Source organism: Oceanobacillus sp. FSL W8-0428, from assembly GCF_038004405.1.
Classification (GTDB): Bacteria; Bacillota; Bacilli; order Bacillales; family Amphibacillaceae; genus Oceanobacillus; species Oceanobacillus sojae.
This window is the reverse complement of sequence record NZ_JBBORB010000001.1, coordinates 1554668-1579219: the sequence shown is the minus strand read 5'-3', so window position 1 is coordinate 1579219 and position 24552 is coordinate 1554668. Positions and strand designations below refer to the sequence as shown.

Below are 24552 nucleotides of genomic sequence, written 5' to 3'. Positions count from 1 at the left end.
ATGCAGATCGTAAAAGTGATGAACAATTCCTTAGTATTGGCAATCAATGATTCTGGAAATGAATACATTTTAATGGGCAAGGGAATCGGATATAAGAAATCAATTGGCTGCAACATCCAAGATTCTGAAATAGAGAAAACATTTATCCTAAAAGACAAAACGATTTTGAAGAACTTTATACAGCTTGCAAGTGAGCTGGATGATACGTATTTTAATCTTGTGAAAGAAATCATTGAATTTGCAACAAAAGAATACGATATGGAAGTAATGGATTACTTATACCTGTCGCTGTCCGATCATATCTCTTTTGTTGTCCGCCGATTTCATGAAGGAAACCTTGGAGAGAAATTTAACTATGTCGAGATTGTGAAATATTATCCAAAGGAATATTCAATTGGTAAATTCGCAGTAAACCTGATTAATCAAACAATGGAAATTAAGCTTCCTGAAAGTGAAGCCTCTGCCATTGGGATGCATTTTGTCAATGCACGTTTAAATTCAGAATCCTATAATGAAGAAACGCAAATCACCAGATTAATTGATCATATTGAAGCAATTGTTCAAAGAAAATCCAGTGCCAATTTCGATAAAGCAAGTCTTTCCTACACAAGATTTATTACACATCTAAAGTTTTTTGCTGAAAGAATCATAAAAAATCAAATTTTTAAAGACACAGATACAGACATACTGTTTGATCAATTAAGTCAATCGATGCAGCTGGAGAATAAGATTATTGAAAGCATTACGCATTTTATAAAACAAAAATATAGTATTGATTTAAGCCGGCAGGAAAAAATTTATTTAATTATCCATATAAACCGGATATTAAGAGATGAACCGGGTAAATCATAACTGCTGTTATAAAAATAACCTCAAAGGTGCCTTAGCCTTTGAGGTTATTTTTATAAATTCGCAAATACTTATTCCGCTTCGCCGACAACTGTAAAGCGCTCATTTATATGCTTTGAATTTTCAATTTCGTCTAATACCGCAATAGCATAGTCTGCATAGCTGATGTAGCTGTCACCTTTTGAATTAACTAGAAGATTATCTTTTCCAGTTTGATAAGAGCCGGTTCTTTTTCCTTCCGCATCAAATACTGCAGAAGGGCTGATAAATGTCCACGTAATATCAGAAGTCTTTTGTAATTCCTGTAAGTTTCGTCCCTGTCCTTTAGCAGTCGGGACAAATGCATCTGGAAAATCAGGAGTTTCCACCAACGTAACTGTCTGGTCTTCATCGACATAAAGGCTTCCAGCTCCACCTACAATAATTGCTCTGGCATTCGTTCCTTTTAATGCATCAATGAATGCATGTCCAGCATCAACATGAGCCTGTTCTTCACCAAGAGGTGCACCAAAGGCGTTAACAACTGCTTCAAACTCCTTCAAATCCTCAGATGTTAGATCAAATATACTTTTCTCTATAACTGCAACATTTTTCTCTTCAAGCTTTGAAGCATTTCTTACGATGGCAGTCACTTCATGTCCACGACTTACCGCTTCTTTTAAAATAAAATTTCCTGCTTTACCACTTGCTCCAATAATAGCAATCTTCATTTTATTATCTCCTTTAAGAAATATCATTTGTAACCAAACAAATTACATGTAACCATCATAGTTACAACCGAGGTCTTTGTCAACACTTTAATACTATCCATTATTCACGGCTATTAAAATAGGAATACGCTTGTAATAATATTGGTTACAGGTGTATGATTGGAATACAGCGATTTATAATATGAAAGGTGAGAAGCATGTCCATTAGCAGTCGATTTTCTGTAGGTATTCACATATTAGCTCTTATTGAGATAAATAAAAATGGAGCAAGCACCTCTGAATTTTTAGCAGGAAGCGTAAATACAAATCCTGCTGTAATCAGGAAGATTATGGGGATGCTTAAAGGAGCCGGATTAGTAAAAGTCCAGCCTGGAATAGCAGGAGCTGAACTCGCAAAGAATTTATCCGATATAACCTTGTTTGATGTGTATAAGGCCGTAAATGTTGTACAGGAAAAAGAGTTATTTTCCGTGCATGACAATCCAAATCCCGATTGTACAGTAGGAAGGAATATTCAAGCAGCTATTGTACCAGTGTTTGAAGCTGCTCAAACAGCATTGGAGAAGTCTCTTGGAAATGTATCGGTTGAAGATGTTGTAGATGATATTATTAGAAAAGAAAATATAAGTTAAACGGCATTCCCTCTTGGCTTGAATGTCGTTTTTCTATTTACTATTAAAAATCCCTCAAGGATACTGCCTTGGGGATAAACGATTCTCTGCAATATAATAATGACAGCCTCAGCTTAAAAAGATGCCTTGAATTTTCCATACCTTATGATTTTATTCATCTATATCTAAACGTATTTCCTCAGACTCCTCTAAAAATTCACCAATCAGAGTTATTACCGAGCCGGCAGTTTGTATCCAGCTTCCCGCCACTCCAAGCTGTCCTTGATTTATGCTGTTTCCATACAGCACTTGAACACCGCTTAAGGCCTGCAGAGCATTTCCAATACCTTGTAACAAATTCCCAATGATATTCTCTGCTCTGCCCTCCTCTGTATTATCAAAAAATTCATCTGTAAGTGCGGTAAAGCTTCCTAATGCCTGAATCCAATTTCCTGAAATAATTATTTTTTGTTCTGTTTCTGTATCAGATGTGCCATAAAGCAGCAGTCCGGTAATAACCGTTGAATTACCGATAGCTTGAATATTATCTCCAAGTCTTTCCAGAGAAGGCCCACCCTGCCCATCAGCTGATAAGGCGCTTCCCAATGCCTGTAGTACATTTCCTATCAATCTCCATTGATAGCTTTGATTTTGATTTAAATGAAATTGTGGTGTACTGCCAATAGCTGCTTGTATTGTGCCAATTGTTGAGAGAGAATTACCAAGTATTTCTTTCCAATGGTTGTTCATATGTAAGCCATCCTCGCTCATATTGGTTCTGATTATTGTATTCTTTCTTCAGCGATTCGTGACCAATAATAAATACAACAGAAAATGAATTTCGGTATACTTAGCTTCAAAATCATATTACTGGACAGAAACGTTGAATTGATTCAGGATTATCCTAAAAGTATTAAATTGATAAGGGAGAGGAGTTGACACTTGTGTGCAATACATTACGAGAAGAAATACAAGTAAAATTGCAGAATGGGGATTACCATTGTGAGAAGGAAATGACACTTTCTATCTTCAGCGGTAAATGGAAGGTAGTTATTTTATGGCACTTGGGAGTCGAGGGACCTCATCGTTTTAATGACATGCAACGGCTTTTTAAAAATATTTCTCATAAGACGCTTTCCAATCAATTAAAAGAATTAATGGAGGACGGTGTGATTAGCCGCAAAGTTTATCCAGAGAGCCCGCCTAGGGTAGAGTATTCCATGACAGAACTGGGGTATACATTATTACCTATCATTGAGATGATGTATGACTGGGGGAAAATGCGGATTGAGCAACTAAAAAATGAAGGGCTTATCAGTTAGAATTAATTGAAAAATAACATAACGGCCAGATTCTCGATCTGACCGTTATTTTTAAATTAATTATTTAATAGCTTTAGTGCCTCTCTGTTAAAGGCTGGCAAATCGTCAGGAGTACGGCTTGTAACCAAATTCTTGTCAACAACAACTTCTTCATCTTTTACACTTGCTCCTGCATTTTTTAAGTCTTTTCTGACAGAAACAAAGCTTGTTAATTCCCTGCCTTTTAATAAATCCGTTTCCACTAAAAACTGAGGACCGTGACAAATTGCAAATACGGGCTTATCAGCTTCCATAAATGCTCTTGCGAAGTCACCGTTTTTCGGGTTAATACGAAGTAAGTCGGGAGAAAATCCGCCAGGAACTAATAACGCATCATAGTCGCTAGCACTTACTTCTTCAATTCCTTTATCAGCTTTTAATTCCTCTCCATTTTTACCTTTAATTATCTTACCTGCTTCATCACTAATGACGTCTACTGTATGACCTGCATCCTTATAAGCTTTTACAGGACCTGTTAATTCTATCTCTTCTACCATATCTGTAACAATTGCTGCAATGTGTTTTGCCATTTCATATTCCTCCTTCATTAGTTTATATTTATGGTATCAAATATTCCCGGGCCTGTGAAGAACGCACTTTTGGGAGCGCAGGTTACTTATAGGTAACTATTGATGCTATACAGCTAGTTTCAAGGATTATTATACCTTTCCCTTTCAATATCAACTATCAAGAAAGATAGTAACCAAATCATACGGCGGTTTGGCCACTTGATTATGTATACGATTATTACTTTGTCTTTATAGAACATTCATAAACAGTGTCTCCAAAAGCCCTCACATCGTTGAGATAATCGTATCCTTCCGACGAACCATAACGGTTGAACATTCTTACTGCAACTACATTTTCCTCAGGAATGACGAGCAGCGTTACATTTGTATAACCAAGTAATTGATAAGAACCTTTAGGAACACTATCACCTATTTGGTTAAAAGGATGGTTCGTGTCTTTTATAAACCATAAAAATCCATTCTTATGAATAGGAAGATTGGTATTCGGAGTCTGAATGGATGTTGCCATTTGAATAATTTCTTTAGGAATAATTTGTTTTCCTCCCCATTTCCCTTCTTTTAAATGAAGGTATCCCCATAAGGCCAGCTCTTTTGCAGACACATACATATTCATTCCGGAACCATCTACCATATCCGTCTCCGTCCAAAAGACGTTATCAGTATCTCGAATAGTATCAGAAATTTTTGAATGAGGCTGGCTCATCTTAATCCATTCTGTCGATTGGAAGCCGGCCGGATTAATCACCTGCTCTTTTACAATATCAGTTACGGATTTCCCTGTTGTTTTTTTGATAATCGTTGCCAGCAATTCGATACTTGGACCTCTGTATGCCCATGATGAACCAGGTTTATATTCACTTACTAATTTACCATCCTCTATTTTAAGTCCATGTGTATGGGTTAATAAATGACGAATGGTTACACCCTCATATGGGGACGGGGATGGGGATACATGGGAATCTTCAACAAATTTTTGAATCGAGTCATCAATGGAAAAATAGCCATGATATATCGCATAAGCAGCTGCAAATCCAATATAAGTCTTTCTTACAGATGCAATATGAAATTGCGTGTCTGCTTTAACATCCCGAGCATGTTTCGTACTCGATTGTTTACCAAAATAAGACTCTGTTACAATTTTTTCGTTATGGATAATAAATAGAGCACCACCACTGGAACCCAGCTTTTTAGCACTTTCTTTTACATGAGTATGTACATCTTCAAACAAGCTTGCGCATTCATTTTTTAATAGCATTTTATCCACTCTCCTTTAAAAATAAAGAAAGTGCCCCCAATATGATTGGAGGCACTGCGCAACATTACTGTTTTTAACCATTAAGGACACCAACATAAGTTATCTCACTTATATCACCTGTATAATTATTGTGAGTGTATCATAACACAATTATTTTGGCAATAATCTGTTAATAAATTAAAAATCGTGTACACTTTAGTTATAACTTGTTTTAGATAATATTATATTAATTTACTTGGTTTTGTTATTTCAGCACACCCCTCAGCCAACTTTAATCCCAAAAGCAATCCATCTGCCATCTATATCTTCAATTACAAATTCTTTATTATTGTAATCTGTATCATTTAAGGAACGGACTATCTTTACACCTGAGCTGATCATTTCTTCTTGAAGCTCTTCTTGATTTTTTGTAATAAAGTAAGCATCGTATCCATAACCATATAAGTCTCTATTCGGAATTGTCTTTTGTCCATTAGTTTTGATTAGAATTATCTCTGTTGTATCACGATACAAACAGATATGGGGTTCATCCACATTCAAATAATGAACAGCCTTAAATCTTAATTTCTGTTCATAAAAATTTGCAGTTTTTATGATATCCTTTGTTGGAAATATACAATGTGACTCTATTAAAAGGCTCTTCATTTTTTATCTCCTTAAATATTGTTTAGTTTTTTATTCATTGTTGATCCGAAGCATACAGACGTATATCAAATGGTTAAACGTACCATTGGTAACTCCTAAAGTAATTAGAATTCCTATTCTAATTAGAATACAACCAAATCAAGTTATCAAATAAAATAAGGAATATAGTATAAAAAACTAAATAATATTCCAAGAGTAGAAAATAAATAAATTCCTATTAAAACCGGATTAAGTCTTAACCTAAAAACTTTGACTTTATAATCTGTTCCACCTTGATACCTATCTGAGACTTGCTGATTATTTCCATTGTAATTACCAAAATAGGAAACAATCCAAGTCAGGCATAGTATTAAAAAACATGCAACAAAGAGCGTATCAATAAAAGAGAAATGGTATAACACAGTTATTGCTAAGATAAATAATAATTGAATAATCATTGTTATCAATATCATTATTATTTTTCTCACTTTAGTTTCACCCTATTCTTTTCAAGTTTACCTGCAATATAATCCCATAAGAAAGCATTGGAAAGAAATACAGATTTAAAAATTCTGGAAATGGAATAAATGCATATCTAATCCCTAAGCTGTGGAAATTAACTAACTGTTCATTCATAAAAAATCCATATTTAATGAGAATATGGTTGAGATAATAGAATAATAAATAAGCCAATACAATCCGAAAATAGGTAGAGATTTTTTATTAGTGAACAATCTAATTATACCTAATTTAGAGAATCTTTCCAATATGATTTTATTGTGAAAATACAATTAGGTTAAAACTCTTTTGACTTTTTATAAAAGCCGACTAATCGTTATTGTCTTCTTATTACCTTTAGAAGCAGTAAATAGTACACCTGTTTCTGTACTTATTGCAAACAAAAAAGCACTTCCCAAATAAATGAGAAGTGCCTTAAACATTGATATAACAATGATATTAACGTTTTGAGAAATATACAGATAAATTCTAAGTCTATTGAATACATCTTAATCCATTTATATCAACGTTTTGGGAATTGTTATATGGATAAAGATGTATTAAAAAGGATTGAAATTGACATTACTTGAACCAAATTGAACCAACGCGATAAATGTTAGTTGAATACATTTTGTTAATATTCCACTGCTATGTGTACATTTAAATGATGGGTGCTTATTAAAGTAAAGCACCCGATAGTTTAAGTTTGTTTTTTCACAAATAGCATAATCTAACAGGTTGTCAGATCACCTATTTTACCAACCCTTTTACTTATCTATATGCCGCTATGTATACTCCCACATTCTACTAACTTCCACCAACTCTTCTCCATTAAATTCCATTCTGTATACATCTGGTTTTGATGTGTGGAGTAAAAATTCTATATCATATTTACTATCATAATAACCCATCATTATAGTCATTACAGCTCCATGAGTACCTACAACTACTTTCTGTCCTTGATAAGTATGTAATATTTCTTTTAAGGTTTTTATAGCTCTTGTCTGGCAGTCCTGATTAGACTCCCCTCCAGGTAAAGCATAGGTTGATTCATAGAATGACTTGTTTAATAACGGGATTAATTCCTTATCAGATATTCGTCTATCCTCTAAGGTAAATATTCTTTCTTTAAGGTCCTAGAATATTAGAACTTTTTGCCCTAATTGATCAGCTAATTCCTGAAGTGTTAGGATTGAACGCTTGTATGGACTGGAGATAACAGTGTTAATACCTTCTTCTTTTAATAAATTAGTTATTCGATGAGCATCTATTTTTCCTTTAATAGTTAACCCTCTTGTTCTTTCACTTCCGACTTTTGGTGAATCACCATGTCTCACCATATATATATAAGTTTTCATAATTATCCTCCAGTATTTAAAGCCATTTTCTCTAATAATATACTATTACCTATGCTACCAAATATAACTCATTTGTGATCTATGTATCTAACTACGATTCTTAATGTGGCCTTGCTAGATAAACAGCAAAAAGAATGAGAATGATTCCTAGAACTATGAAAGACTTGTATAAAAAATTCCTTTTCCTACGAGCAACACCAACAATAGTGAAGAATATGCCAAGTATGAATGACACGAGCATTATATAGAATCCCATTTTATTCATTCCTTTCGAGAGTAATTATTCGTTCATGACGATTGGCTACATCTAAATCATGAGTCACTGTAATAATAGTAGTATTAAATTCTTTATTCATATCAAAAAGTAGATTGATAATTTTTTCTTTATTTTTCGAATCTAAAGACGCAGTTGGTTCATCTGCTAAAATTATTTGGGGTTTCATAATTACAGCCCTAGCAAAAACAGCTCTAGATCGTTGGCCACCAGAACACTCAAGTGGTTTTTTTTTCAAAATGGGCTCAATCCCAATTTTAGTAACAATTCGTTTAAAGCGATCTTGCACAGTTAGGTCTTTTTCAATGTTAGCATACATAAGCGGCAATTTAATATTATCCTCTATGGTCAAAGAATTAATTAGTGCGGATTCCTGAAGAACAAAACCAATTTTTTGATTACGCCACTCAGCTAGTTTATTTCGTGATAAATCCTTAACAGATGAATCAAAAAGTTTATAGCTCCCTTGATATTGAGTATCAAGTAGACCAATAATATTAAGCAAAGAAGTTTTTCCAACTCCAGACTCCCCTATAATAGAAAGTCTTTCCCCAGATTTAACTTCCAATTCAAAGTCATTTAAGATAGAAAAACCTTTCTTTTTGAATGTTTTTTTCCGGATTTTTAGTTTAATTATACTATTCATTGTAATACCCCCACGGAGATCGGAATCCTTTTAATTTTTCTTATCGTAAGTTCAACAATCGCAAACCCAATAATCAAATCTATAAACAGGACAATTAGTAAAGCAATCCAATCCATGCTTATTAAACCAAATATTCCGTAAGTAGCAAAAGTTGATTCTTTCCTTAACCAAAAGCCGAATCTATTGAAAGCGGTTATCACAAATAGTATGGCTAGAGTAATAGAAAACAATATTCCAAAATAACTATAAAAAATTGCTCTTAGTTTTGAATGACTCAATCCGACTAATAAATTGATTGTAAAATCTTTTATCATTAAACGAATGCTTATCAAAGTATTCCAGGTAGCTAGACAAACAATGATTAGTAGCAAAATAAACGTGATAATACAGATGATTTTTAATGAATTAACATAATAATCTTCAAAGTAATTGAAGTTTTCTTGTTGATTAAAAAAATTAAATTCTAAACCTAGATTTTCCTGGATAAGTTCATTTAAATCCGCTGCTTTCTCTTTTGTCGAATCAAGAAGCGCAATGTCCATCAGACCATTAACGTGCAGGTCAAGACCCGCACTTTGAATAAATTCTTCATTAACAGGTAGAAAGATTGAAAAATTGAAATAATTTTTTGAATTAGGAGCATAAAAATTAGAACGATGAGTATTCTTCTCCAAGACCCCTTGAACTTTTAAATTGACTAATTGTTTGGTGACAGGATCTGTAATCTCAATAGTTGACCCTACAGGATATGTTGTGGCCAGACCTGCACCTACTAAAACAGGTATTTCTCCTTTATTAAATTTATAGTTGAAGTCTAAGTGGTTTCCTTGAGATAATCTAAATTGATTTATCTTATAAGCCTCTTCATTGATATAATTGAAAGAAACTTCCATCTTATATTTATTATATAATGAAGTGACAAAACCATCGGCTTGTAGAGCATAAGTATAATTGTTGTTTAAATATTCATACACTTTTTGTGTATCATCTATTTCAATTCTATCAAAATCAGCTTCACTATTTGGGTCTAGATTAGCAATAAAAGTTCCTTCTTGATTCAAAGTTTCTATTTCTTGATAACCTTGATAAGTTGAAATAATTGAACGAGCAGTAGTAAAAGAAAGATAATTAGCTAAAAAAAGTAATATTATCATACCCAAAACAAGTATCCATCTTTTCAAAAATATTCTAGTTATAAAAAAATGTAAAATTCTCATTCTTTTTTCACCTGACCTGCACTAATTAATATATATATAATAAAAATAAAAACTAAGTATAGATTGCTTGTTACATTCAGCCCTAAATAGAAGTTCAATGAAAGTGAGAGTAAAAAACTAAACACTAAAATAGCTAGACTATTCAAGATATACCGGATGATAATATTCACCATTGTATCTCCTACAAGTATTCGGCAGGATATTTCTGTTTTCCTGCGATTTAAAAATTGATAGTGAAATACTATGATAATAAATGTAAGAAAAATATTTATTATAAGTTGATAATCTACAATACTTTCTAAAAAAGACTTTAAAATAGAAGAACCTTCTAAATTCAAAGTTTGTACATAAATAAATAGTAAGTTTGAAGCAAAACAGAATAGGTAGATAGCAACCGCCTCAAAAACGTCGAAAAATCTAAATAAAGAATATTTCATAAACTACTCCTTAAAGTTGACATGGAGTAAGCTAAATTACCTATTAGTAAGATACGTTTTAAAATATCCATATCTCTCCCCCTAAAAAATTAAATCTGTTCTTTGGTGTTTGAAGTCGATTCACTCTGGTATTCAAGAATATCACCAGGCTGGCATTCCAAAGCCTCGCAAATAGCTTCTAATGTTGAGAACCTAATAGCCTTCGCTTTTCCATTTTTTAGAATGGAGATATTAGCCATCGTTATCCCAACCCTATTTGAGAGCTCAGTTACACTCATTTTCCTTTTTGCTAACATCACATCAATATTGATTATAATTGCCATTGTTTTCACCTCAAACTGTTAGATCATTCTCTGACTTTATATCTAGTGCATTTCTTAATAATTTTTGAAGAACTCCAGCAAATACTGCTATAACAACCGAGGCAAAAATTATTATAAAGCCGATAATTGCTATTCCTGGATGCAAAGCACTTTGTGACATAAGTAAGATGGACCCTATTACATACAAGATACTTATAGTAATTGCACAATACTTAATTAGGTTTAAAGAGTTTACAGATGACTCCGAAAAGGCATCTTCATTATCAATTAATTTCAGAAGTCTTATAGCCTGATACAGAGCAACAAAAAATGGGATAGTAGTTACATACAAACCTAATAAAACAGGATACTGTAAAAAAGCAAACTCTGGAAACATTTCTGCCGTATCATTTGCCAACCACGGCAGGAAAAAAATACACAAAGAAAGTACGATAACTCCAATAAGAAAAACAGCAATCTTTAAGAAAATTGTTGAACCTCGTTTCATTAAAAAGCACCTCACTTATTAACTGATAATTACACCTTAATACATTTTTTATCGAATTGCAATAAACATTTATCATATTTTGTTATTTATTTATTGTTATATTTAATACCTTCAATTTCTAGCAAAATTAAAAGCATTCCTTCTTCACAAAGGAATGCCTTTATACTTCGAGTTACTCATAATTAATAATCCTTTTTCAACTAAACCGCCCCGTTGAACAAGCTTTGAGAATCTTGCTGAATAAAATCCTTCAATGTACAATGATTCTATATTCCAATAATACATTACCTTTAATAGCCATACTACCAAAACCTACATTAAATACAATATATATCTTGAAGAAAAAAGGGAGCTATTTCTCCCTTTTAGATATATCCTCTTTCTTTCAGGCTGGTAAAACTGTTATTATTGTTTACTACTAAGTGATCAAGCACTTCGATGCCTAGTAACTTTCCAGCTTCGACTAACCTCTTTGTAACGTTAATATCTTCCATTGATGGTGTTAACGATTATCAATAGTAATGTGTCAAAACATAATAAAATCAAACCATTCACTTTAACTACATGTATTTAACACATTTAAATCAAGTTTCTCTAACGCACCCGTTGAACAGGGGTGCCAATATATTGACTAATTTACTAATTTCCTTTTGGCTTTTAATACTTTAATTTCATAAGAGTCAATAGTAGATACAGAATTTAGTTCCTTAGAATGTAGGGTTTCATTCACTGTCTCTTCAATTTCCATTGCTAACTATGTGCATCTTTATCTGAACCTTTTATTGAAGTTTGAATGATAATGGGTTTTTGATACTCAGTATTATATTTCCGAATACGTGTTTATATCTATGTCGACAACGGATTTAATTACATTTTTTCGCAATGGACTCAATATCCTTTTTTACTGAATTAAAATATTCTTTATTCTCTTAAACTTTTACCTTCAATTCTATCTCCAAGTTCAAACTTACTGTAAATTCCAAATTCCCAAATTTCTCGTATTTTTTTCAGTTACCGTAATCAATGTAGAAAATTGTAATTCTCGTTCTTTAGTAGATAACGGTTCTGGTTCATCCTTATTCGCAACGGGAGTATCAACTTCTGAATGCTTATTTAACATGCTAAATGATGCTATTCCCACTATAAGTATTCCATTAATAATCAATATCCTTTTTAACATATAATCCCACCTATTAAGAAGGTAAGGGTGTGCCTCTGCATCGTATTAATTTATTTTCGTATATTTTAAACTTAAAAAGCCAACAATGGTATTAATATCGAATTTTACCGTTCTTCCAAAAATGCTTTTTAACATATAGAAGTGAGGCATGTACATGTTTTGGAAAAAACAATCAGATGAAAATAAGCCTGTTCCTCAATCAAACGCAGAATCAGAATTATCAGTAGAGGCTCTAAAAAAAGCCCTCGTTCAAATGGATGATGCGGAGTTTGTGGAAATCAACATTCCTGAAAATCAAAATGTTAATCTTATTTACGTAAGAACTCTGATTGACCAAGAAAGATTAAATGAAAGCATTGTAAAACCTTTATCAAACTGTTCCAAACAATCCATTCAGGAATGCAATGTTCACTCAACAATAAACTCCATTTCCACTTTTAATGAGGCAAAAAAGCAGCTGTTTAAAGGATCTGTTTTGTTATTTGACTCTTCGTCAAACCTTTGGTTCGCTATCCCTTTAGAAAATCCACTTGGACGTGCAATTGAAACATCCGATACTGAAACCATCCTTTTAGGAGCAAAAGACAGCTTTAGTGAACAGCTAGAACAAAATATTACGCTCATTCGTAGACGTCTTCCAACACATGATCTGAAAACAGAGAAGTTCACCGTTGGCTCTTTAAGTGAGACAAATGTGGTCTTATTGTACATAGAAGGGCTGACCAATCCAGAATTTGTTTCAACCGCCAAAAAGAAGATTTCGGAAATTAATTATGATCTCTTCGTTGATTCTTCTCAAGTAGCGACATTCATCGAGGAACATCAAAACAGTATTTTTCCTCAGTTTCAGCAAACTGACCGACCTGATGATGTTGCTAATTCTCTGGGATTAGGAAAAATTACGATTCTAGTAGACAATACACCTTTTGCTCTCGTTGCCCCAATTACTATTTTTCATTTGTTCCAATCACCAGAGGATTATATTAATCGATGGGTAGTTGCCAGTTTTTTGCGCATCATCCGATATGTAAGTTTTATTCTGTCTATCACATTGATCCCATTCTACGTGGCATTAACAACGCATCACTATCAAATGATTCCTTTACAAACACTTTTCGTCTTGGTGGAGTCAAGGAGCAAGCTTCCGTTCACTCCTTTTTGGGAAGCATTTATCATGTTGATTTTTATTGAAATTATAAAAGAAGCAAGTTTAAGAATGCCAACAAAGACTGGTCAAACGCTTGGGGTTATTGGGGGCATCGTAATTGGTCAAGCTGCAGTTGAGGCTGGTATGGCAAGTTAGGTGTTAATTGTCATGGTAGGGATTTCAACTATCGGATCCTTTCTTATTCCTAATTACCTTGTGACAAAGGCGAATTCATTGATTCAACTCATTCTTCTTGTATTTTCTTCGTTTCTTGGGATAGTAGGAATTGTTCTGGCAATGATTATCGTTTTAGCCCACCTTAATGGCTTGTCTTCACTCAAGCAGCCATATTTATCCCCTGTTGCCCCTTTCTACGGAAAAGATTGGCTTGATCTATTCATTCGAGGGCCTTTAACCAAAATGAAGGAGCGTCCAGAACATCTTAAACCGCTGAAGATGAAGAGATATCAAACTAGGAGATGATGAACTGAAACTAGGAGATGAACTGATGGAAGCCCTTCAATTATTTAATAAGAATGAAACCTATAATGGGTTCTATGTCATGTTGATGGTAAATCGCCTCCAAATGCTTTACTTTTTTTTGATTATGCCAAGGTTTTTGATCCATCCATATATGATTTGGGTGATTATAGCGGTCGGCATATTGTCTCAACTAAACATTCTTCTTATATCCAAATGGTTTTTAACCCGGATTTCTAGCGAAGGATACAACGGGTTTGTCCAATTATTCGGAAAAAAACTTGTACGTCTCCTCTCATTCATCGGGTTGTTCTTTATCCTGCTTAAAATTTTCGTGATTATGTTAGGTTTCTCGGAAATGGTTCAAGTATTTATGTTTCCAGCTACAGATTCAAATTGGCTTATCTTTTTTATTCTTTTGTCTTGTTTGTATGTAGCATGGAAGGGCGTTGAAAAAACTATACGGTTTGTCGTGATTTCATTTTTTTGTACATTTTGGATGATCTTATTCTTTGCTTTTTTCTTCTTTCCTCCAATAGCTCAACTCAGTGATTTGTATCCGATTATTCCAATGGAATTAAGTGGGGATTCCTGGAAAGGAATATTTTTAATTTTATCTTCATTTTCAGGGCCTGAATTTCTGGTATTTTTGGGACCGTGGTTTAAAACAAATAATAAGACATTTCGCTATTTGTCTTATGGCAATGCTCTAACCGTTATAGAGTATGTATTCTTATATACGGCGTCCTTATTCTATTTCGGTTCCAATTATTTAAGCAAAAGTCAATTTCCAATTGTCACTATGGCCCATTATTTTCAAAATCCAGTAATTGAACGTATTGATATGGTCATGCTTTCTTTGGAATTATTTAACATCGTCTTTGCGGTTTCAATTTTTCTACTGTTGTTTTATGGAGCATCTAAAATAGCTACTGGGAAAGTGAAGAGACCATCCAGTCGAGTAGGCTTTTTATTCAGTGTATTCATTATTTTAATTGGAATGATTCTTGTGAATGAATGGATTTGGAAGTCAGATGAAAAGCAGGTTATTTTACTTAATCTTCAAATTTTAGCAGGAAGCTTAAGTTACTTCATGGTTCCAATTACTATTATCGTAGTGATGAAGATAAAGGGGGTTAATAAACATGAGACTACGAAAGAAGATGGCTAAAAAATTGTCAATCATATTTATGGCATTATGGTTAACTGGATGTGCCCCTTTTACTGAAAATAATATTATTGAAGAGCTTACTCCAGTCACATTTTTATCACTTAGTAAAGGGGATGAAGGTAAAATAAAAATCAGTACGATTTTGCCTTCTCTAAGCAAAGAAAAAAAGAGTGTAATGACGCAAGAAGTAGGCTTAATAAAGGAGGGATTAAGGAATTTTAATATAAACTTCTACCAGGAAACAAAAACTGGGCAAATGCGAATGCTGATAATTAATGAAGACCTCGGAAGAAACGAAGGGATTATGTCCATTATTAATGTATTATTGACTGATCCGGATATTTCTTTGAGAATCTATTTAGTTATCGTAAAAGGAAATTTTGAAGAATATTTGGAAAATCAATTGGACAAACAAGACAATCTTGATTACTCTTTTTACCGAATGCTGAAGCACTATGAGGAAGAACATCAGGGAGAATTTAGTGTCGTTAATCTATATGAATTTAAAAAAATGTTATATACTCCTTATTCAGATCCTTTCTTACCTGTATTCAAAATAGAAAATGACGCTATCAGCTATGAAGGTACAGCCCTGTTTCAAAATGATAAAATAGTTGAAACAATAACAACTTTTGATGATCGTATCTTCCAGCTGTTACACAACAATCACTACTTAGCAGTTTTACCGATCCCAGAATTAAAAGTTGTTCTAGGTCATGTTAGGTCTAAAACGAAAGTGGATATCAATAAAAGCTTGTCTACAATGACCTATACAGTGAAGATAGACTCAAGAATTGAAGAATACCGGGGAGAAAAGCGATTATTTGACCCAAAGGATTTAGAAGATTTGAAAAAAGATATCCAATCCAATTTTGAAAAACAAACACAAGAACTAGTAAAAAAGATGCAAGAATTGAATGTGGATCCATTACAGCTAGGCAGTCATACATTAAAACCATTCTCTAAACCAATGGATGAAAAAAAATGGATTGAACTTTTCGAGAAGATGGACATTAAGATTGATTATCAGATTAATATTAAGCCTTTGACGGATTCAAACGCAAAAAGTTAATTACATTAAAAGCAAAAAACGCACTCACTTGAATGGTAAATAACGGATATGGTTTTTCCTCCACAATTACTTTTTGAACTTTCATTTCTCCACCACCTTTAAACACTTTAACTACTATGAATAATACCTTTATATATTCAATAGTTAAAGCAGTAAAATTAAAAAAACCTAAACTTAGAGTACTTAGAGTACTCTAGTTTAGGATACTATGTTTAAAATATCACCACTTGGATGCTGATGGGCAACAATGACACTTGCTGCGTTATTAAGTATTGCTGATTTAAACACCTCGCGTGGATGAACGAGTGAGGCATTCAATGAACCAACATGACAACGGTGAACTGCAACAACATTATTTTTCGTATTTAAACACATAACAAAAAACACTTCACGATCATCACGACCAATGAAGCGCGACGCTATCTTTGCTCCGTCTTCTGGGCTTTTAATAATGTAATTGACTCCCTCGTCTGCCTCTCTAATAATTTGTTCAATGCGAACTACTTCTAAAATGGTCTCCATCTCGATCAACCTCTCTATTGTTTTTTGACCTTTTTGGTCACCAGAGAGACAATCTTCGCATCGATTAATGTCAAGTGGCGTAAGTAGCAAAGCTATCAAGTGATTCGTATATTTTTTGGGGAAGCCTAATGAATTAGGGTGCGTTAAAAGCGTTAATTGCTTTATTACGCACCCTTATCCTACTTGGCTGACTCATAACATCCGAAGAACGAAGACCCTTTACTTAATCGATAATTCGTCTCTGCCCTACAGACGAATTAGAAGATTATAATTAGGGGGGCTGAAAAGGATAATTAATAGAGACATCTATTTTAAGGCCTATCGCTTTTAGTTTCCTTCAATAATTTCAGTATTTCATCTAACTTGTTATTTACTTTAAGTGTTTGATCCAAGTGATAAACCTCTTTTCTACTTAATGCTGAAGAGGATTCAGAAATATCGTTTTTTATATGATTGGCAATGTTATTTAATATATTTGCGTTCTCTTCAACACCTCGGTGTAGAGAAATATAATATTCCTTGGTATCTTCTAATTTTTTATTTTGATGTACCAATAATTTATTTTGTCCAACTAAGGTATTGCAATTTTGTATAATATCATCATTAACTATACTTAAAAGTTCTTCAACAATGATATTGATGTACTTTTGTTCAACTTTATAGTCTTTCAATGTTTTTTGGAATTTACCTTTAATCATGTCTTTCCATTCATTGTTTATAAAGAATTCAATAGGTTCCTCCTCGACTTGTTTATAAGAATCGCTTATTGCAAATGTTCGAAGTGCCTCAACAAATGCACGATTATACACTTTTCTTGGTCGCCCTTTACCTCCCAATTTCTCCTCTTTTACCATAGGCTTTCCAATTTGAGCAAACTCTTTATTAGTATTAACTTTAGCTGCATCTCTACGAAAAGATGATTCTGAATAATTTTTTCCGTCAAATGATAATTCCTCAATTGCCTCTTCCATAGTGAACCATTGATTCTTCAATTCTTTTATCTGTTCAGAATTTAATTCTTCCTCTTTAGTAAATATCCACATTTAAATTCACACCTCACAATAAATAACGCTATTATATCAGCCATTATAGCATTTTTCTTCATTAGTTATAGAAAATCAGATGCCTTACAATTGAATTAGAAAGTTAATTGCGCAATGCTTTCAAAAAGATATCGAGAGGATGAAAGTTTCAGATGAAGAAACTACGAGAGTTCAATCGCTTTGACTGTGAGGCATTTTTCAAAGACAAGGACGTACGAGTGATGTCACATGAGGACTGGCTTGAATACGATGCGGACGGAAAGAATCCTAAAGTCGTAGGCACTAAGTATAAAACAGTAATTGCAACCGACCGAACAGAATACAAAGGCGAGGATGTAGCACCTGACCTTAATGCAGGCGAGCAAGTTGTTGTAAAGGTGCCTAAACCTCCAAAAGAGTATAAAAAGTTCAGTAAAATCACATTTGTGAATCCAACAGCTTCTGTGTATGGAACATTCATGAGTGAACTTTCCGTCAAAGCAGAAGATGTAGACATTATTCCACCAAAATAATGAATGAAGGGTAGTAAGTTCCCTTCCTATCAACAAATACATTATTATACCTGCGACCGCCCCTGACAAGGGGCGGAACCACGATAGTAGGATGTGGTTTGCATGAAGAAAACATATAGAATGCAACGTGGTTTTATTTCATTTTTATTCATTGGATTTTTTCTTATCTTATGGTTTTTCTTTTATAAACTGTATCCATTGATTGTTGAACAAATAACGATAATACAGCTTCCACAAATCGAATCAAAAATCTTCTTGATTCCTGTTGGTCTGATGGTATTTACTTTGTTTGTTAATTGGTCGATTCGCAACAAACTTTGGTCTGGTCTATTTTTTTCTCTACATTATTACTTGATGACTAAGCGAATCAGAAGACATATTAAAGACGCGAGATTTGAAGATGAAAGGGAGTTTGACAATCGTTTAGTTACTTTACCAAAAATCAAGATAACATTTGATGATAATCGAACAAGACAGTCTGGAAAAGTTTTTATTAATAATACAATAAAGTTCGACAAGAAACTTGAAGATATGCGGATTGATTCAGCTTTAAAAGGTTATGTAAGCGAGCGCAAGTACTTATCTAAAGATCGTGACTGGTATATTTACGAATTTTATTCAGTTGATTCACATAAACAACTAAAGATTAAATCAGCAAGTGACTTGATCGAATGGTCAAATAAGACAGCAGACGATTACGCCCTACGTCTAGATGAGCGTGCAACAGTACCGTTTCATCATATGGGTTTAGTCGGCCAAACAGGTAGTGGTAAATCGTTTTTTATTCAAATGCTAGTTGAACAAGTATTATCAAAAAAGGTCAGTCATGAGTTATTCATAATTGATCCAAAGCGTACTGACGTGTACCAAATGGCTAAACGTACTCTTGGCGATGAGCGAACAGCCGACAAAACAAATGCGATTGAATTGATTAAACAATTTCATGAGCGTATGAAAAAACGACAAGATGAATTACAAGATTATTTCATATCAAATCGTAATAAAACGTATAAGGATGCTGGTTTACCTGCTTTAATCCTGCTCATAGATGAGTTTGGGGCATTGAGAGAGTCATGGAAGACATTAGCAAAAAAAGAACGTGATGAAGTCGATAGCATACTATCTGACGTTGCTTTCATGGGTCGTCAACTAGGTTGCATTCTATGGGTCGCAACACAACAAATGAACGCACAGACGATGCCAACAGCGATTAGAGAACAGCTCGTTTTGAAGATTGCTTTAGGCGATAGTGATGAGCAAACTTACAGAACTCTATTTTCTTCTGGTGTGGATATACCTCCAGTTCAATTTACTGCTGGTCAAGGGATTTACAGCTATCCAGGGCTAGCAAGTGCAGACAAGCCACGCTTGTTGACCATTCCTTACGCTAGCTTTTTGAATGGAAGCACCTAGCTTTTCCTTAAGGAGCGACGGCACAAAGAGTGGAAGGGGACCCGCCGTTCAGGCGGGGAAGGTTCCGCTCCGTGCTTTACACCTTTAGGAGAGCTGGGGTGCAGGTAATCACCCCAGCTCCAGTCAGGAGCAAAACCCACACCAAAGCCTATTCTTATAGGCTTTTACACTAAGAAAACTTTACCTAAAGTTTTCTTAGCAAAAGGAGTGAATAGAACATGATTAAACCAGATATTGACCAATTTACACTCGTATTGCAAACAACAGGCGTGTTTGATTTTGACGAATGGCGTGACCGGATAGCAAAAAGCTTAATAAGTACATTCTTAATTAAATCTAAGTTGCATAAGCTATTCGACAACTTTGGAGAAGCTGACGTTAAACTGCCAGAAGGCTATACAATTGGTTATTCATTCATCAATGCACCATTTTACTTTTGTATTGCCTATCATGAAGCATTCACGAAAATGGGCGTAATTGTTAAATTTAGTGCATACGCATGGCATGAATATAGGAAGCGATATGAAGAAGAATTCAACGAACCGATGCATTTACACACCTTTTTTAAGTTGATTGATGATGATGAGTATTCCTTTAGACTTTCACGAATTGACATGTGTTGCGACTTTTTTAATGAAGGCATTAATATCGCTAAATTAAAACGCTCAATTGAAGAAAAAAGGACTGAAATACGCTATGGCAAGTACTAATAAAAGTTATCTACAAAAGGTTATTGATGACAACAAAGAAAAACCTTACAAAAGAAACAACTCGAAAGTGTCGGACGTATCGAAAGACTTTCAAGCACAAACATTGTATATCGGGGCAAAAAGCAGAAATACAAAAGTGCATTTACGCATTTATGATAAAAAAGAGGAACAACTTTCATGAAACACATGCGCCATATCGCTAAAGAAGTGGATGACTGGACACGGGTTGAGGCAGAGTTTTCAGGTGATTACGCCCACCAATTAACAGATGCAATTAAAGAATGTAGTACAGATGAACAGCTTAAAAATGTCATTATTAGTTCTCTAATCGATCGCTACATGTTCTTTTATGTTCATTCTAATCGACCCCATAAGATAACTAGATTAATGCTTGAACTATTAGATGAGAAGGACTTTCACTTTGAGTCACCTTCTCCACGAAACAATTTGTTACAACAATCAATAGACCATTTAATTAAGGGGTCTGGTCTACTCCCCACATTGTGGAAAGTTCAACAAATATGGGGAGGCAACACAGCAAAAGAATTAATTGATTATTTATATAAACAGTACTATGAAGAATTCGAACCCAATGATGACCATATATCTTGGTTGAATAAATACAAGGCACTTTACCAATTAGAAGGTAAGCCATGGGAAGGATGATATTTACATGAGTTTTCCAAAATTAAAAGAACATATACAACACATTGTCGAACTAGTAGACTTTTTCCAGAACGGTAAAGGAACGATTAATAAAACGGATAATCATTCAGATTACCAAAATAGCTACTATACACCAGAAGATATTTTAGGACAAGTAAAATATGATGCTGAGCAAGCACTAAAAGAAATGAATAAATTATTAAGATAAATCACGGCATAAAGGAGATGATGCCACATGAGCATTAACACGGCTACAAAGGATTATCCATATCTTTTAACAAGGGAACAAGCATCAGATTTTTTAGGTATTGACCCAAAGTCTTTTGATAAATATATCCGACCACATGATGAGCTTGATCGTTTCATGATTGGTAAGCGCGAGCGCTACACAATGAAGTCTTTAATACACTTTATCGAAAAACACTCCGTTTAAAATGTCGACAGTTGATAAGATGTTAGTTTCAGAATACAATACAGATGTATTCAACTAGCATCTATCAACTTTATTTTTGAAAGGGATTGATAGCATGGCTAGTATTGTAAAAAGAGGGAAGTCATACCGAGCACAAGTTTCTTTATACAAATATGGAGAACATAAGAGACTAACTAAAACTTTTACAACAAAGAAGGAAGCGAAACTTTGGGCTTTGGAAATGGAATTAGCGAAGGGAGAAGGTAAAGAGCTTGCTTACAGAACAACAACTTTTGCAGATTTCTTCGAGAATTGGATTTATCTTGTAAAGGTCAATGACGTTAAAGAAACGACATTTCAGAATTACGTTCGTACGTTAGGCATAATTCGAAATTTATTTCAGGATATCCAATTAAAAGATTTGAATGATATTGTTGTTCAGAAGAAAATTGATGAATATGCAAAAACACACTCTCGTAAGACAACACATGAAGTGCTGCTTAAAATTAAAACATCCTTACGTGATGCATATGCTCGTGGTTATATTGCAAATGACTTTGCACCATTAGTAAAGACACGTGGTGTAAATCCACCAAAGCGAAACAAAGCATTATCAATAACGAACTTCAAAAAGCTTCGCAATTACGTTATACAGCATCCAGAGGACGAGTTTAACTTGCTTGTACTACTTGCTTTAGAAACAGGTATGCGACGTGGAGAACTACTAGCAATTAGACCAGAGAGCCTTTATGAATATGGAATAGAAGTTAGACATTCAATCAGTCCTACTTCTGATGACACTTCATTGAAGACACAAAATGCAAAACGTGATGTTTCAATTAATAAAGAGGTGTATGAACTTATTCGTCAAATTCCCGTGAAAGAAAATGGTTATATTTTTAGTTTCGGTGGTTTTAAACAATCCCAACTACTAGCCGAACTGTTGGGGAAATTAGACATTAGTAAAACAACGTTTCATGGATTGAGAGATACACATGCGTCATTTCTATTTGCTCAAGACATAGATATCGCTTATGTATCAAAACGATTAGGACATATAAATATACAAACGACACAAAATTATTATCTGGAATTAATGCCAGAAAAAAAGCATCAGCAAGATGCCGATGCTTTAAATCTGTTAAATGCTTTATAAGATTAACGTTAATTTGCACCAACTTGCACCAAAAAACCTTTGCAAACGTTGGTATATCAACAAAGTGCTTAACGTTTTGAGAACTGAGGAGCACGACGAGCTTTTTTAAGACCGTATTTTTTACGTTCTTTCATACGAGCATCACGAGTAAGGTATCCTTCAGTTTTAAGTGATCCACGATATTCAGGATCTGCTTGTAATAATGCACGTGCGATTCCGTGACGGATTGCACCTGCTTGACCAGTGAATCCACCGCCGTGTACATTTACAAGAACGTCATAAGTTCCTTGAGTTTCTGTAGTAGCAAGCGGCTGATTCAAGATTAGTAATTGTGTTTCATATGGAAAATAGTCTCTAGCATCGCGACCATTAATTGTAATGTTTCCTGTACCGGGTACTAGACGTACGCGGGCAGTTGACTTTTTACGGCGTCCTGTGCCGTAGTATTGTACTTGTGCCAATTCATTTACCTCCCTTTAATTATCCACGAAGTTCGTAAGCTTCTGGTTTTTGAGCCTGATGGTTGTGCTCAGCGCCTCTATATACATACAATTTCTTCTTCATTTTACGTCCTAAAGGTCCTTTTGGAAGCATTCCTTTGATTGCAACTTCAAGCATTTCTTCAGGATATTTCGTACGCATTTCGTATGCGTTACGAGCTCTCAATCCACCTGGATGATGGGAATGATTGTAGTACATTTTGTCGTTGATTTTGTTCCCTGATAATTCAATTTTATCTGCATTGATGATAATTACATAATCACCAGTGTCTGCATGTGGTGTGTACGTAGGTTTATGTTTACCACGTAAGATAGCAGCTACTTCGCTTGCTAAACGTCCTAAACGTTGCCCTTCCGCATCCACAACTAGCCATTTGCGTTCAATATTTGCTTCATTTGCCATGAAAGTTGTGCGCATAATTTTTTCCCTCCATATATCGATCATTCTTTACTATTCGTAATCATATTTTTATTCTTAACATAATTAGATTCCGGGGCTAATCATGGTTTAGAAATAAAATGCCATATATCATATTATAACTTTCACAACCAAAAGTCAAGCCTAGTATGAAAGTAATTTAAAAAATTCTCGTTTTTTATTTCTCTTTTTCATTCAATCTTCAAAATGCTTCTCTTCCGTCTGCTCATGATAGCTTACTTCCCATAAATACAGTCCATTTGGAGAAATTGTCTTGCCGAGCTTCCCTCTTTCTTTTGCGGCTAAAAGCACCGGTATATCCTCTGGATTACGTTTCCCAACTCCTACATCCAGCAGCGCGCTGACCATGATCCGCACCATGTTGTATAAAAAGCCGCTCCCACGAAAAATAAATTCAATATCATTTCCTTTTTTCCTGCAGGAGGCATGATACAATGTCCGCACTTTTGAGCCTTTCACAGTCGATTTCGCAGAAGAGAAGGTAGTAAAGTCATGTGTGCCCTCTAAATACTCACAGGCAGCCTGTATGGCCTCTATATTGAGGCTTTTGGGAAAATACAATGCATAGTTCTGGCGGAATACGTCCGGTTCGTCCCTGTTTAAAACCATATAATGATACTCTTTCTGCTTCACACTATAACGGGCATGAAATGAATCACTGACCTGCTCGACATGAGATATATGGACATCATCAGGCAAGAGTGTATTGATAGCCTGCTTCCAATTATGCTCAGGAATCGTTAGAGGCGTATCAAAATGAATAACCTGGCCGACTGCATGGACTCCTGTATCCGTCCTTCCTGATGCTTGAATCCGGATCGCTTCCCCCTTATGGATTTTTGCTAAGGCTTTTTCCAGCATACCCTGGACAGTCCGCTGCCTGGGCTGTACTTGAAAGCCGGCAAAGCCTGAACCATCATAAGAAATCGTGCATTTTAACCTTTCCATT

At 34.4% G+C, this 24552-nt stretch carries 27 protein-coding genes and 3 pseudogenes; 13 read left to right on the top strand and 17 right to left on the bottom strand.

What is annotated here, in order from left to right:
* Complete coding sequence (locus tag MKY30_RS07160) at positions 1 to 852, top strand: PRD domain-containing protein (RefSeq protein ID WP_341083267.1); 852 nt, start codon at positions 1 to 3, stop codon at positions 850 to 852.
* A gap of 68 nt (positions 853 to 920) precedes the next feature.
* Here the strand turns inward: MKY30_RS07160 and MKY30_RS07155 are convergent, their stop codons facing one another.
* The gene (locus MKY30_RS07155; protein ID WP_147211513.1) at positions 921 to 1559 is read right to left on the bottom strand and encodes an NAD(P)-dependent oxidoreductase; all 639 of its coding nucleotides are present in this window, start codon (positions 1557 to 1559) and stop codon (positions 921 to 923) included.
* Positions 1560 to 1756: 197 nt separating this feature from the next.
* Between MKY30_RS07155 and MKY30_RS07150 the strand changes: the two genes are divergently transcribed.
* Positions 1757 to 2191, top strand: coding sequence for an Rrf2 family transcriptional regulator (locus tag MKY30_RS07150; RefSeq protein ID WP_341083266.1), 435 nt, complete (start codon positions 1757 to 1759; stop codon positions 2189 to 2191).
* Between the two features lie 150 nt (positions 2192 to 2341).
* Here MKY30_RS07150 and MKY30_RS07145 read toward each other — a convergent pair whose 3' ends face one another.
* Positions 2342 to 2920, bottom strand: coding sequence for a DUF6944 family repetitive protein (locus tag MKY30_RS07145; RefSeq protein ID WP_341083265.1), 579 nt, complete (start codon positions 2918 to 2920; stop codon positions 2342 to 2344).
* A 194-nt stretch (positions 2921 to 3114) separates the two neighbouring features.
* Between MKY30_RS07145 and MKY30_RS07140 the strand changes: the two genes are divergently transcribed.
* Positions 3115 to 3492, top strand: coding sequence for a winged helix-turn-helix transcriptional regulator (locus tag MKY30_RS07140; protein WP_147211516.1), 378 nt, complete (start codon positions 3115 to 3117; stop codon positions 3490 to 3492).
* A 56-nt stretch (positions 3493 to 3548) separates the two neighbouring features.
* Here MKY30_RS07140 and MKY30_RS07135 read toward each other — a convergent pair whose 3' ends face one another.
* The 10 genes and pseudogenes from MKY30_RS07135 to MKY30_RS07090 form a co-directional block, all read right to left on the bottom strand.
* On the bottom strand, positions 3549 to 4061 hold the full coding sequence (locus MKY30_RS07135; protein WP_339284026.1) for a type 1 glutamine amidotransferase domain-containing protein: 513 nt from the start codon (positions 4059 to 4061) through the stop codon (positions 3549 to 3551).
* A 217-nt stretch (positions 4062 to 4278) separates the two neighbouring features.
* A complete protein-coding gene (locus tag MKY30_RS07130; protein WP_341083263.1) occupies positions 4279 to 5316 on the bottom strand; it encodes a serine hydrolase domain-containing protein in 1038 nt (345 codons plus the stop codon).
* Between the two features lie 261 nt (positions 5317 to 5577).
* Positions 5578 to 5961, bottom strand: coding sequence for a VOC family protein (locus tag MKY30_RS07125; protein ID WP_341083262.1), 384 nt, complete (start codon positions 5959 to 5961; stop codon positions 5578 to 5580).
* Between the two features lie 1262 nt (positions 5962 to 7223).
* A pseudogene (locus MKY30_RS07120) lies at positions 7224 to 7796 on the bottom strand (histidine phosphatase family protein).
* Positions 7797 to 8053: 257 nt separating this feature from the next.
* Entirely contained in the window at positions 8054 to 8716 is a 663-nt protein-coding gene (locus tag MKY30_RS07115; RefSeq protein ID WP_341083261.1) for an ABC transporter ATP-binding protein, read from the bottom strand.
* Positions 8713 to 9933 carry a peptide ABC transporter permease gene (locus tag MKY30_RS07110; protein WP_341083260.1) on the bottom strand — a complete coding sequence of 407 codons (1221 nt, stop codon included), beginning with the start codon at positions 9931 to 9933 and terminating at the stop codon, positions 8713 to 8715. Before MKY30_RS07110 ends, MKY30_RS07115 begins: the two co-directional genes overlap by 4 nt.
* A 526-nt stretch (positions 9934 to 10459) precedes the next feature.
* A complete protein-coding gene (locus MKY30_RS07105; RefSeq protein ID WP_303447973.1) occupies positions 10460 to 10693 on the bottom strand; it encodes a helix-turn-helix domain-containing protein in 234 nt (77 codons plus the stop codon).
* A gap of 10 nt (positions 10694 to 10703) precedes the next feature.
* Complete coding sequence (locus tag MKY30_RS07100) at positions 10704 to 11180, bottom strand: DUF2975 domain-containing protein (protein WP_341083256.1); 477 nt, start codon at positions 11178 to 11180, stop codon at positions 10704 to 10706.
* A 365-nt stretch (positions 11181 to 11545) separates the two neighbouring features.
* Positions 11546 to 11674 carry a JAB domain-containing protein gene (locus tag MKY30_RS07095; protein WP_341083255.1) on the bottom strand — a complete coding sequence of 43 codons (129 nt, stop codon included), beginning with the start codon at positions 11672 to 11674 and terminating at the stop codon, positions 11546 to 11548.
* A gap of 473 nt (positions 11675 to 12147) precedes the next feature.
* Positions 12148 to 12360 carry a hypothetical protein gene (locus tag MKY30_RS07090; protein ID WP_341083254.1) on the bottom strand — a complete coding sequence of 71 codons (213 nt, stop codon included), beginning with the start codon at positions 12358 to 12360 and terminating at the stop codon, positions 12148 to 12150.
* Positions 12361 to 12514: 154 nt separating this feature from the next.
* On the opposite strand from MKY30_RS07090, the pseudogene MKY30_RS07085 reads away from it, so the two are divergent.
* The 3 genes and pseudogenes from MKY30_RS07085 to MKY30_RS07075 all read left to right on the top strand — a co-directional run bounded on the left by MKY30_RS07085 (position 12515) and on the right by MKY30_RS07075 (position 16230).
* Positions 12515 to 13990: pseudogene (locus MKY30_RS07085) on the top strand (spore germination protein).
* Positions 13991 to 14015: 25 nt separating this feature from the next.
* Positions 14016 to 15158 carry a GerAB/ArcD/ProY family transporter gene (locus tag MKY30_RS07080; RefSeq protein WP_341083253.1) on the top strand — a complete coding sequence of 381 codons (1143 nt, stop codon included), beginning with the start codon at positions 14016 to 14018 and terminating at the stop codon, positions 15156 to 15158.
* Positions 15151 to 16230: a Ger(x)C family spore germination protein gene (locus MKY30_RS07075; protein WP_341083252.1), complete on the top strand. Its 1080-nt coding sequence runs from the start codon at positions 15151 to 15153 to the stop codon at positions 16228 to 16230. Before MKY30_RS07080 ends, MKY30_RS07075 begins: the two co-directional genes overlap by 8 nt.
* Before the next feature lie 216 nt (positions 16231 to 16446).
* Here the strand turns inward: MKY30_RS07075 and MKY30_RS07070 are convergent.
* A pseudogene (locus tag MKY30_RS07070) lies at positions 16447 to 16752 on the bottom strand (JAB domain-containing protein); the annotation flags it as partial.
* A 311-nt stretch (positions 16753 to 17063) separates the two neighbouring features.
* On the bottom strand, positions 17064 to 17795 hold the full coding sequence (locus MKY30_RS07065) for a hypothetical protein (RefSeq protein WP_341083251.1): 732 nt from the start codon (positions 17793 to 17795) through the stop codon (positions 17064 to 17066).
* A gap of 152 nt (positions 17796 to 17947) precedes the next feature.
* On the opposite strand from MKY30_RS07065, the gene MKY30_RS07060 reads away from it, so the two are divergent.
* The 7 genes from MKY30_RS07060 to MKY30_RS07030 all read left to right on the top strand — a co-directional run bounded on the left by MKY30_RS07060 (position 17948) and on the right by MKY30_RS07030 (position 22664).
* Positions 17948 to 18307 carry a hypothetical protein gene (locus MKY30_RS07060; RefSeq protein WP_341083250.1) on the top strand — a complete coding sequence of 120 codons (360 nt, stop codon included), beginning with the start codon at positions 17948 to 17950 and terminating at the stop codon, positions 18305 to 18307.
* Positions 18308 to 18409: 102 nt separating this feature from the next.
* Positions 18410 to 19720, top strand: coding sequence for an FtsK/SpoIIIE domain-containing protein (locus MKY30_RS07055; RefSeq protein ID WP_341083249.1), 1311 nt, complete (start codon positions 18410 to 18412; stop codon positions 19718 to 19720).
* Positions 19721 to 19938: 218 nt separating this feature from the next.
* On the top strand, positions 19939 to 20430 hold the full coding sequence (locus MKY30_RS07050) for a hypothetical protein (RefSeq protein ID WP_341083247.1): 492 nt from the start codon (positions 19939 to 19941) through the stop codon (positions 20428 to 20430).
* A gap of 177 nt (positions 20431 to 20607) precedes the next feature.
* On the top strand, positions 20608 to 21096 hold the full coding sequence (locus MKY30_RS07045; RefSeq protein ID WP_144519935.1) for a hypothetical protein: 489 nt from the start codon (positions 20608 to 20610) through the stop codon (positions 21094 to 21096).
* Between the two features lie 7 nt (positions 21097 to 21103).
* Complete coding sequence (locus MKY30_RS07040; RefSeq protein WP_144519938.1) at positions 21104 to 21304, top strand: hypothetical protein; 201 nt, start codon at positions 21104 to 21106, stop codon at positions 21302 to 21304.
* Between the two features lie 27 nt (positions 21305 to 21331).
* Entirely contained in the window at positions 21332 to 21529 is a 198-nt protein-coding gene (locus tag MKY30_RS07035; RefSeq protein WP_144519941.1) for a helix-turn-helix domain-containing protein, read from the top strand.
* Between the two features lie 94 nt (positions 21530 to 21623).
* Positions 21624 to 22664 (top strand): tyrosine-type recombinase/integrase, encoded by a 1041-nt coding sequence (locus MKY30_RS07030; protein WP_144519943.1) that lies wholly within the window; start codon positions 21624 to 21626, stop codon positions 22662 to 22664.
* A gap of 68 nt (positions 22665 to 22732) precedes the next feature.
* On the opposite strand, the gene rpsI is transcribed toward MKY30_RS07030, so the two are convergent.
* From rpsI to truA, 3 genes are all read right to left on the bottom strand, one after another.
* Positions 22733 to 23125 carry a 30S ribosomal protein S9 gene (rpsI, locus tag MKY30_RS07025; protein ID WP_077605094.1) on the bottom strand — a complete coding sequence of 131 codons (393 nt, stop codon included), beginning with the start codon at positions 23123 to 23125 and terminating at the stop codon, positions 22733 to 22735.
* Positions 23126 to 23144: 19 nt separating this feature from the next.
* The gene (gene rplM, locus MKY30_RS07020; RefSeq protein WP_077605095.1) at positions 23145 to 23582 is read right to left on the bottom strand and encodes a 50S ribosomal protein L13; all 438 of its coding nucleotides are present in this window, start codon (positions 23580 to 23582) and stop codon (positions 23145 to 23147) included.
* Between the two features lie 195 nt (positions 23583 to 23777).
* A complete protein-coding gene (truA, locus tag MKY30_RS07015) occupies positions 23778 to 24551 on the bottom strand; it encodes a tRNA pseudouridine(38-40) synthase TruA (protein WP_147211520.1) in 774 nt (257 codons plus the stop codon).
* Between the last annotated feature and the right edge of the window lies 1 nt (position 24552).

Bases quoted from the DNA above. Each gene is read 5' to 3' on its own strand.
- MKY30_RS07160 (WP_341083267.1), top strand. From the start codon at position 1: ATGCAGATCGTAAAAGTGATGAACAATTCCTTAGTATTGGCAATCAAT.
- MKY30_RS07155 (WP_147211513.1), bottom strand. From the start codon at position 1,559: ATGAAGATTGCTATTATTGGAGCAAGTGGTAAAGCAGGAAATTTTATT.
- MKY30_RS07150 (WP_341083266.1), top strand. From the start codon at position 1,757: ATGTCCATTAGCAGTCGATTTTCTGTAGGTATTCACATATTAGCTCTT.
- MKY30_RS07145 (WP_341083265.1), bottom strand. From the start codon at position 2,920: ATGAACAACCATTGGAAAGAAATACTTGGTAATTCTCTCTCAACAATT.
- MKY30_RS07135 (WP_339284026.1), bottom strand. From the start codon at position 4,061: ATGGCAAAACACATTGCAGCAATTGTTACAGATATGGTAGAAGAGATA.
- MKY30_RS07130 (WP_341083263.1), bottom strand. From the start codon at position 5,316: ATGCTATTAAAAAATGAATGCGCAAGCTTGTTTGAAGATGTACATACT.
- MKY30_RS07125 (WP_341083262.1), bottom strand. From the start codon at position 5,961: ATGAAGAGCCTTTTAATAGAGTCACATTGTATATTTCCAACAAAGGAT.
- MKY30_RS07115 (WP_341083261.1), bottom strand. From the start codon at position 8,716: ATGAATAGTATAATTAAACTAAAAATCCGGAAAAAAACATTCAAAAAG.
- MKY30_RS07110 (WP_341083260.1), bottom strand. From the start codon at position 9,933: ATGAGAATTTTACATTTTTTTATAACTAGAATATTTTTGAAAAGATGG.
- MKY30_RS07105 (WP_303447973.1), bottom strand. From the start codon at position 10,693: ATGGCAATTATAATCAATATTGATGTGATGTTAGCAAAAAGGAAAATG.
- MKY30_RS07100 (WP_341083256.1), bottom strand. From the start codon at position 11,180: ATGAAACGAGGTTCAACAATTTTCTTAAAGATTGCTGTTTTTCTTATT.
- MKY30_RS07095 (WP_341083255.1), bottom strand. From the start codon at position 11,674: ATGGAAGATATTAACGTTACAAAGAGGTTAGTCGAAGCTGGAAAGTTA.
- MKY30_RS07090 (WP_341083254.1), bottom strand. From the start codon at position 12,360: ATGTTAAAAAGGATATTGATTATTAATGGAATACTTATAGTGGGAATA.
- MKY30_RS07080 (WP_341083253.1), top strand. From the start codon at position 14,016: ATGGAAGCCCTTCAATTATTTAATAAGAATGAAACCTATAATGGGTTC.
- MKY30_RS07075 (WP_341083252.1), top strand. From the start codon at position 15,151: ATGGCTAAAAAATTGTCAATCATATTTATGGCATTATGGTTAACTGGA.
- MKY30_RS07065 (WP_341083251.1), bottom strand. From the start codon at position 17,795: ATGTGGATATTTACTAAAGAGGAAGAATTAAATTCTGAACAGATAAAA.
- MKY30_RS07060 (WP_341083250.1), top strand. From the start codon at position 17,948: ATGAAGAAACTACGAGAGTTCAATCGCTTTGACTGTGAGGCATTTTTC.
- MKY30_RS07055 (WP_341083249.1), top strand. From the start codon at position 18,410: ATGAAGAAAACATATAGAATGCAACGTGGTTTTATTTCATTTTTATTC.
- MKY30_RS07050 (WP_341083247.1), top strand. From the start codon at position 19,939: ATGATTAAACCAGATATTGACCAATTTACACTCGTATTGCAAACAACA.
- MKY30_RS07045 (WP_144519935.1), top strand. From the start codon at position 20,608: ATGAAACACATGCGCCATATCGCTAAAGAAGTGGATGACTGGACACGG.
- MKY30_RS07040 (WP_144519938.1), top strand. From the start codon at position 21,104: ATGAGTTTTCCAAAATTAAAAGAACATATACAACACATTGTCGAACTA.
- MKY30_RS07035 (WP_144519941.1), top strand. From the start codon at position 21,332: ATGAGCATTAACACGGCTACAAAGGATTATCCATATCTTTTAACAAGG.
- MKY30_RS07030 (WP_144519943.1), top strand. From the start codon at position 21,624: ATGGCTAGTATTGTAAAAAGAGGGAAGTCATACCGAGCACAAGTTTCT.
- rplM (WP_077605095.1), bottom strand. From the start codon at position 23,582: ATGCGCACAACTTTCATGGCAAATGAAGCAAATATTGAACGCAAATGG.
- truA (WP_147211520.1), bottom strand. From the start codon at position 24,551: ATGGAAAGGTTAAAATGCACGATTTCTTATGATGGTTCAGGCTTTGCC.